At 51.1% G+C, this 7,753-nt stretch carries 10 protein-coding genes and 3 pseudogenes; 6 read left to right on the forward strand and 7 right to left on the reverse strand.

Annotation, left to right across the window (positions count from 1 at the left end; all coding sequences use genetic code 11):
• Window positions 1-254: pseudogene (locus QZ506_RS05895) on the forward strand (IS5/IS1182 family transposase); the annotation flags it as partial.
• A gap of 91 nt (window positions 255-345) precedes the next feature.
• Here QZ506_RS05895 and mltC read toward each other — a convergent pair.
• The 4 genes from mltC to mutY all read right to left on the reverse strand — a co-directional run bounded on the left by mltC (window position 346) and on the right by mutY (window position 3,307).
• On the reverse strand, window positions 346-1,419 hold the full coding sequence (mltC, locus tag QZ506_RS05900; protein ID WP_291969717.1) for a membrane-bound lytic murein transglycosylase MltC: 1,074 nt from the start codon (window positions 1,417-1,419) through the stop codon (window positions 346-348).
• Between the two features lie 90 nt (window positions 1,420-1,509).
• Window positions 1,510-1,782 carry an oxidative damage protection protein gene (locus QZ506_RS05905; RefSeq protein WP_196905913.1) on the reverse strand — a complete coding sequence of 91 codons (273 nt, stop codon included), beginning with the start codon at window positions 1,780-1,782 and terminating at the stop codon, window positions 1,510-1,512.
• 57 nt (window positions 1,783-1,839) lie between these two features.
• Window positions 1,840-2,154 (reverse strand): IS1 family transposase, encoded by a 315-nt coding sequence (locus QZ506_RS05910; RefSeq protein ID WP_291969720.1) that lies wholly within the window; start codon window positions 2,152-2,154, stop codon window positions 1,840-1,842.
• Window positions 2,155-2,224: 70 nt separating this feature from the next.
• Window positions 2,225-3,307 (reverse strand): A/G-specific adenine glycosylase, encoded by a 1,083-nt coding sequence (mutY, locus tag QZ506_RS05915; protein WP_291969722.1) that lies wholly within the window; start codon window positions 3,305-3,307, stop codon window positions 2,225-2,227.
• Between the two features lie 169 nt (window positions 3,308-3,476).
• Between mutY and trmB the strand changes: the two genes are divergently transcribed.
• From trmB to QZ506_RS05930, 3 genes are read left to right on the forward strand one after another with little or no spacing between them, the layout of a single operon-like run.
• Window positions 3,477-4,196 carry a tRNA (guanosine(46)-N7)-methyltransferase TrmB gene (gene trmB / locus QZ506_RS05920; RefSeq protein ID WP_291969724.1) on the forward strand — a complete coding sequence of 240 codons (720 nt, stop codon included), beginning with the start codon at window positions 3,477-3,479 and terminating at the stop codon, window positions 4,194-4,196.
• The gene (locus tag QZ506_RS05925; RefSeq protein WP_291969726.1) at window positions 4,196-4,543 is read left to right on the forward strand and encodes a YggL family protein; all 348 of its coding nucleotides are present in this window, start codon (window positions 4,196-4,198) and stop codon (window positions 4,541-4,543) included. Before trmB ends, QZ506_RS05925 begins: the two co-directional genes overlap by 1 nt.
• A gap of 23 nt (window positions 4,544-4,566) precedes the next feature.
• Window positions 4,567-5,280: a DUF2884 domain-containing protein gene (locus tag QZ506_RS05930; RefSeq protein ID WP_291969728.1), complete on the forward strand. Its 714-nt coding sequence runs from the start codon at window positions 4,567-4,569 to the stop codon at window positions 5,278-5,280.
• A 222-nt stretch (window positions 5,281-5,502) separates the two neighbouring features.
• Here QZ506_RS05930 and QZ506_RS05935 read toward each other — a convergent pair.
• A pseudogene (locus QZ506_RS05935) lies at window positions 5,503-5,818 on the reverse strand (IS1 family transposase).
• Between QZ506_RS05935 and QZ506_RS05940 the strand changes: the two are divergent.
• Together QZ506_RS05940 and QZ506_RS05945 are read left to right on the forward strand one after the other, a co-directional pair.
• Window positions 5,738-5,905, forward strand: coding sequence for a hypothetical protein (locus QZ506_RS05940; RefSeq protein WP_291969730.1), 168 nt, complete (start codon window positions 5,738-5,740; stop codon window positions 5,903-5,905). The pseudogene QZ506_RS05935 and the gene QZ506_RS05940 sit on opposite strands and share 81 nt — an antisense overlap.
• Before the next feature lie 13 nt (window positions 5,906-5,918).
• Window positions 5,919-6,329 (forward strand): hypothetical protein, encoded by a 411-nt coding sequence (locus QZ506_RS05945; RefSeq protein WP_291969732.1) that lies wholly within the window; start codon window positions 5,919-5,921, stop codon window positions 6,327-6,329.
• 48 nt (window positions 6,330-6,377) lie between these two features.
• On the opposite strand, the gene QZ506_RS05950 is transcribed toward QZ506_RS05945, so the two are convergent.
• Window positions 6,378-7,418, reverse strand: a complete 1,041-nt coding sequence (locus QZ506_RS05950) for an NADP(H)-dependent aldo-keto reductase (protein ID WP_291969734.1) — start codon at window positions 7,416-7,418, stop codon at window positions 6,378-6,380.
• 215 nt (window positions 7,419-7,633) lie between these two features.
• Window positions 7,634-7,753 (reverse strand): annotated as a pseudogene (locus QZ506_RS05955) (IS481 family transposase); the annotation flags it as partial.

The raw sequence follows: 7,753 nt of genomic DNA on the forward strand, positions 1-7,753 counted from the left end.
CAGATCGCTACCACGAGCGTAACCACGCTGTTGCAAATCAGCGCATTAGCGGTAGTAACGATATCTGGAAAAAGAAAGTGGGCTATCACCGGCGCTCAGTGGCTGAAACGGCCATGTTCCGGTTCAAAAGGCTTCTGGGTCGTTATCTAAGTCTGAGAGACTACGATGCTCAGATGGGTGAAGCCATGGCTATGGTCAAAGCGCTTAACCGGACCACGCTATTAGGAATGCCGAACAGTATTCGCATCACGTAACAATCGAACCGTATAGGGCGCAGTCGTTGCAAGTTCTGATTTATTCAACAAAGCCCGTACGAATACGCCAGAGGTAAGTGCAACATCCCGATTAACGGCGATAGTTTTTCTGCGTCGCGTTGACCTTGTAGAGATAGCGTCGCGATTCGGCTGACGGGTGCTTGGTGGTCAATGTATTGTAGACTTCGCTCGGCGACATTTGGTTGATCAGGCTAACGGCCCTGTCCTTGTCGCTGGAGAATACGCGCAGCACGCTGCCCGCCCCACCGTTATACGCCGTAATAACAGCATAGCGACGTGAGGTAGGGTTCTCGATACCACCCAGATAGGTGTTTTTCAGAATCGCCAGATAAGCCACGCCCGTATCAATGTTATTCTCAGGATCGAACAGGTAGCTACGGCTCGGCTGCCCCCATTTTCCTTTGCTCTTGAACACATCACGTCCGGCGCTGTGCTGCACCACCTGCATCAGTCCTAATGCGTCAGAACGGCTGACCGCGTAAGGGTTGAAGCTGGATTCGGTTTGCATGATTGCCAGAATCAGCGATTCTTCAATGCCATAGCGTTCGGAGGCCTGACGGATCAGCGGCAGATATTTATGCGCACGTTTGTCCAGATGGTTTTGCACCAGTTGGAAAGTGACAGACCAGATCACATGCAGTCCGGAGGTCCGTTTCTGCAAGAGGTTTTGCAGCAGATAATCGGCAAAGCTGGCGGCGCGCCCTTCCCAACGAATGGGTTGTCTGGTGTTGTCTAACACCTGGCCGTATAGCATTGGTTCACGGCTGATTTGAATGTCATTGGCGTCAGAGTAGAGGTCCGTATTGCTGGCGTCATAGCCCATCAACAGTGTGGTGATGATGGTCTGGCGTAAACTCGGGACGTAATTGGTCGCTGAAATGGTCTCGATAGTAATCGTACCGGCATCAAAGTTGATGTGACTACGGGTTTGATATTGATCGGTATACTTGACGTAATCTTTCGGGCCGGCAATCAGCACTTCGTTCTGGCCCCAGATATTCTCGATGTTGTGGGCGAACTGCCCCACCAGAATGTCAAAGGCGTTGGTATCCTTGATGAATTCTTCATTATTGAGATCGCCGCGCTTGCCGGAACAGGAGATCAGCAAGGGCGCAACGAGCAACAACGCTAGCAATTTCTTCATAGATGATTCGTTATAAGTATCTTGTTATTAACGGTTCATTAGCAACGCGGTGTCAGCATAAGGAGACAAAAGGGCCACAAGGCCCTGATATCATGCGCTGGGAGGGGTATAGCCTTCGATGTGGACCTCTTTACCCTCGAACAGGAACTTAATCATCTCTTGTTCCAGCAGTTTGCGGTGCTCCACGTTCATCATATTGAGCTTTTTCTCATTGATCAGCATGGTTTGCTTGGTCTGCCATTGCGCCCACGCCTCTTTCGAAATTTCCTGATAGATGCGTTTGCCCAATTCTCCCGGATAAAGCTGAAAATCCTGCCCTTCGGCTTCACGTTGTAAAAAAGTACAAAAAATAGTTCTGCTCATGCTGATTCCTCTTGGATAACGCGTGCTGGGTCGTGTATTCAATGAGTTGATGTAGCATCAAACGTAGTACTCGCGTTCGATGTAAGTACCGATGATACTATCGTGCATTTCGGATGATTTTGAATATCCGAGCGTCTTGCGATTGAGCCGTTGCAATCGGTTACGAAGTGTCAGATGTGCACGCTCAATACGCTGTGTATACAGCTTGCTAACAATGTGTTTTATTTTGGAAGTTCGTCGTTGTAAGCCCTGTAGCCATCCGTGTTTGCATGACTGACGACGGTAACGCTGATGGCCACTTTTGCCATAACCGTGTTTTTTCACAGGAGATGTCTGTTCACAAAACAGGCATCTTACATCAACTTTAGCCACTGTATTCCACATCCAAAACCGGACATTTCACACTGCAATCAACATATTGAATACACGACACGCGTGCTGGTCAGATCGAACTGCCGCCGGAGTGTAGCGTTAACATACGTAATAGTCGTTTCACCGGTGCAGCCAGCCCAACGGCGGGCGGTTGCGCCAAGTTATACCAGAGACCGGTCTTTTCCTCCATGCAAGCATGGTGCAAAGCGTGAGGAATGTCAGTGGATAATGCGAGCCAGAGCGGAGCAATATCCAGATGGAAATGGCTAAAGGTGTGGCGAAACGACACCAATTGCTGCACATCTGTGATTTGCAGACCGCGTTGTTGCAGCCAAGGTTCCACATCATCATGGGTGTTGAACTGTGGAAAGCAAAACAATCCTCCCCATAACCCGGTCGCAGGCCGCTGTTGCAGCCATACGTCATTACCTCGTTGCAGTAATAGAAACCAGGCGCTTTTTTCCGGTAACGTTTGCTTCGGTTTTTTACCCGGGTAGCTGGCCCAACTGTGGTTGGCATAAGCGATGCAACCGTTGCTTAGTGGGCAAAGTTCGCATTTTGGGCGGCTGCGGGTGCACACCATTGCACCTAAATCCATCATCGCCTGATTAAACTGGCTAACGCACTGTGCGGGTGTAACCTGCTCGCTATGGGACCAGAGCTGGTGCTCAACCTCTTTTTTACCCGGCCAGCCTGCTACCGCGTAGCAGCGTGCCAGCACGCGTTTTACATTGCCATCAAGAATCGGGTGATGCTGACCGAGAGAAAGGGACAGCACTGCGCCCGCGGTAGAACGCCCGACACCCGGTAGCGCGCAAACGGCGTCCAATGTGGTAGGAAACTCTCCGCCGTGTTGCTCCACTATGGTTTGCGCGGCTTTGTGCAGGTTGCGTGCACGCGCGTAATAACCCAGTACGGTCCACAGGTGCAGCACCTCATCCAAGGGGGCGGCGGCAAGGGTGCGTACATCGGGAAAGCGTGCAATAAAACGTTGAAAATAGGGGATGACCGTGGTGACCTGAGTCTGTTGTAACATGATCTCGGAGAGCCATACGGTATAAGGCGTTTTCTCTTGTTGCCACGGCAGCGTCTTGCGGCCATAGCGCTCATACCATGCCAACACCTGCTGCGCGAACGGCTGCGCTTGCATCATAAAAAAGCCACTCTCTTGCCGGGTGAAAAGTCTGACAGCGATTCCAGCACAGAGTGAATGTGCTGTAAACCGGAACTTTCCGAGGTATCCCCCTTGCTAAACCGCGGTATCCTTGCATAATGCGCCTTTCTTTGGGCGAATTTGAACATGCCATCGGCACACGTTTTTTATGATCAATAACGTCATTTCACCGGAATTTGATGAGGATGGGCGTCCGCTGCGCCGTATTCGCAGTTTTGTGCGCCGTCAGGGGCGTTTAACCGATGGACAGCAGCAGGCGCTGGATAACTACTGGCCCGTGATGGGGGTAGAGTATCAGGCACAGGCGCTCGATTTTACCGCGCTTTTCGGTCGCAAAGCGCAGACGGTATTGGAAATCGGGTTTGGCATGGGGGCGTCGCTGGTCACCATGGCAGAGCAACACACTGAGCAAAATTTTTTAGGGATTGAGGTTCATCTTCCCGGTGTCGGTGCCTGCCTAGCAGCGGCGCAGCACGCTAATCTGAGCAATCTGCGCGTGATGTGTCATGACGCGGTAGAAGTGCTGGAGCAGATGATTCCCGACGGGGCGCTGGCCATGGTGCAGCTCTTTTTCCCTGATCCTTGGCATAAAGCGCGCCATAATAAACGTCGTATTGTACAAAAAGCCTTTGCGGAGCGGGTGCTGCGCAAGCTGGCTAAGGGTGGTGTGTTTCATATGGCGACAGACTGGGAGCATTATGCGGAACATATGATTGAGGTCATGCGCGATGTGGCGGGATACCGTAATCTCTCTGCAACACAGGACTACGTTCCTCGCCCATCGTCTCGCCCGTTAACTAAGTTCGAAGCGCGCGGCCAGCGGTTAGGCCACGGAGTGTGGGATCTTATGTTTGAGAGGATAGAATAATGGCACAACAACGCAGTCGTCGTTTGCGCAAAAAGTTACACATTGATGAGTTTCAGGAACTGGGCTTTTCGGTAAGCTGGCGTTTCGCTGAGGGCACGTCGGTCGATACAATCGATGCCACTTTGGATAAGCTTGTTGACGATGTGATTGATCCGGCTGGCCTGGCATTTGAAGGCAGCGGTTATCTGCATTGGGAAGGGTTAATCTGCTTGCAGAAGACCGGCCATTGTACCGATGCGCACCGTGAGCAGGTCGTTGCCTGGCTGAAAGCCCAACAGTTGCAAGAGGTTAAAGTTAGCGAACTGTTCGATATCTGGTGGGATCTGCAGGAAAATCTGCTCTCCTGATTCTGTTTTTATAGGAAGACGACATGTTGCGATCAGTAATGCTTTCTCTGCTGGCTTTGTTGTCCTGGCAGGCACAGGCGGCGTATCAATGTGAAGTGAATCCGCTGGATGACATCTTCATTACACCGCAACAGGTGCAGGTGGTTGGCGCAAGTGGCAATTTGGTGATTTCGCCGCAGGGAGATGTCACCCGCAACCAGACGGCAGTAACGCTTACTGCGACACAACGTCAGCAGGCGAAGGCGTATCAAGCGGATTTGCGTCAGCAACTGCCGTGGATTGAGCAGGCGGCACAGGCGCATCTGGAAAAAGCGCGCGTGGCGCTGGATGGTGTCATTGCTAAGGAACTGGGAAGTGACAGCAATGTGCGTGCCCGTCTGACAACGTTGGATACACAACTCAAGCAGCAGATGGCGCGCATTCTCGAGCAGCGCAGCGATGGCATTGCGTTTCATCACCAGGCCGTCAAACAGGTGGAGCAGGATGGCCGCCAGTTGGTGCAGCAAGCCCTTGGCGGCGTGTTGCAAGACAGCCTGAACGAGATGGGTGTAAGGCATCTTTCCAGCGGCGGCAATCCGTTGCAGGCGATGATGGGTAACCTTGGCAACCTGCAACAAGCGATTCAAACTGAGTGGAATAGCCAGGAACTCACGTTCCAGCGCTTTGGCAAGGATGTATGCCAGCGAGTCATTTCACTGGAAAACCAGCGTAATCAGTTGCTTAAATACCTGCCGTAATCGTATCTACAGCGCCACTCTGATGAAAACAAGTATTTCGTCAGAGTGGCTTTTTTATGCCCCCGTCTTATCCCCGGAACTTGGCAAGGCGTGTAGCAGATTTGTGAAAGCTAGTTATGGTTATACATATATCATGCTTTTACTCGATTCTATTTCTCTCATGCCGTTGTAAAAATAAAGAAGAATAAATGTGGTTCGTGTATTCAATGAGTTGATGTAGCATCAAACGTAGTACTCGCGTTCGATGTAAGTACCGATGATCCTATCGTGCATTTCGGATGATTTTGAGTATCCGAGCGTCTTGCGATTGAGCCGTTGCAATCGGTTACGCAGTGTCAGATGTGCACACTCAATACGCTGTGTATACAGCTTGCTAACGATGTGTTTTACTTTTGGAAGTTCGTCGTTGTAAGCCCTGTAGCCATCCGTGTCTGCATGACTGACGACGGTAACGCTGATGGCCACTTTTGCCATAACCGTGTTTTTTCACAGGAGATGTCTGTTCACAAAACGGGCATCTTACGTCAACTTTATCCACTGTATTCCACATCCAAAACCGGACATTTCACACTGCAATCAACATATTGAATACACGACCTATTGCACCCCAAAATGTTCTGAATAACGTAGGTAATAAGGTGCTTAATGAGCTCAATCACCAGTCTGACAATGTGATTTTTACCGATAATCGATGGATGAAACTGGGGCCGCCACAGACAAAGGTTACCGTGAGCAAGAGCAACGGCGTTGATGTTGCAACCCAGATAGTCTGGCCGGTGGAGCAACTGGGTTCGTCGCTGGATGACATGCAGCCCTTATCGGGCGGTTCAAGCACGGTGTCCACCACGGTTAACAGTCATCTGGTGTTCAATGAGAACGGCTTGAAAAACAAGAGCGTGACCATTTCAGACATCAATGTCGATTTGACTGAAACATTAACCTTTAGCCAACCGTTGGAAACCTATACCGCTAGCGCGTCGAAATGGCTGAATAGTGATCCGCAGCGTGGCTGCTTGTTTCCTCTGCTTGGCGGTGCGTCGAGCTGCTAGTTAAAAAAAGACCCAATAGAGGGCCTTAACAGTGAAATAGTCTCGATATTAAGGTGCCGGGATGGTGAAACGGCGATGAATCTCTTCCAAATCAGCCAGCACTTCGGCATTCAATTGCACCTCCAGGCTGGCAAGGTTGGTATCGAGTTGTTCAAGCGTGCTTGCTCCCCAGATGGTACTGGCGACAAACGGTTGCTGACGAACAAACGCCAACGCCATTTGTGCCGGGTCCAGTCCGTGACGTTGAGCCAGAGCTACGTACTCGGCAATGGCTTGCTGGGTGTGCTGCGCGCTGTAACGCACAAAGCTGCTGAACAGCGTATTGCGCGCCCCAGCAGGCTGCGCGCCATTCAGATATTTCCCGGTTAACGTACCAAAGGCGAGGGGTGAATAGGCCAACAGCTCGACCCCTTCGTGCTGGCTGATTTCAGCCAATCCCATTTCGAAGCTGCGATTGAGCAGGCTGTACTGGTTCTGGATGGAAACGATACGCGGCAAATTATGTTTTTCGGCCAGTTGCAGGTAGCGCATTACGCCCCAGGGAGTTTCATTTGATACCCCGATGTAGCGGATTTTTCCGGCGCGCACCTGCTCTTCAAGGGCTTCCAGCGTTTCTAGCAGCGTCACCGTTGCTTTGTCATCGGTGTATTGATAGTTCAATTTGCCAAAGCAGTTGGTTTGTCTCCGCGGCCGGTGCACTTGATAAAGGTCGAGGTAGTCGGTATTCAGGCGAGTTAGGCTAGCGTCCAGCGCGGCACGGATATTTTTACGATCTAATACCTGTTGCGGACGGATACCGACGTCGCTGCCACGGCTTGGCCCGGCGACTTTACTTGCCAAAATCAGTTTTTCTCTGCCGCCACGCGAGGCTAGCCATGAGCCAATATAGCGTTCCGTTAGCCCCTGTGTTTCCGGTCGCGGTGGCACAGGATACATTTCTGCGGTGTCAATCAGGTTAACGCCAGCTGCCACTGCGCGATCGAGCTGCGTGTGCGCTTCCGCTTCACCGTTTTGTTCACCAAACGTCATGGTGCCCAAACTGAGCACGCTGACTTCTAACGCACTATGGGGAATACGGTGATAGAGCATTGCCAGCTTCCTTAATGTCTGAAAATCCTGGCGTCCTCATCCCTTACGTAAAGGGAAAAACCAGCGCCTGTTTCTGACTATAACCAAGCAATGCTACGGGGGGAAGCACCTTTAATGGCGTGCAACGGACGATGGCTCTCTTTAGAACCTAATCTGTACTAGCTCAGACCTGATCTGACAGTTACCTATTATTTTTTATACAGGTGTCTGTCAGATTACATCTGGTTCAGATTCTTTTCTGCCCAGATCCGTTTTCCATCAAGTAAAGTGGCCATCGGCGTACGCCCGCAGCACGTTTTTCCCTGATGAGTTCGCTCATTATTGTAATGCCACAA

The organism is Candidatus Symbiopectobacterium sp. (genome assembly GCF_020054415.1).
GTDB lineage: Bacteria > Pseudomonadota > Gammaproteobacteria > Enterobacterales > Enterobacteriaceae > Symbiopectobacterium.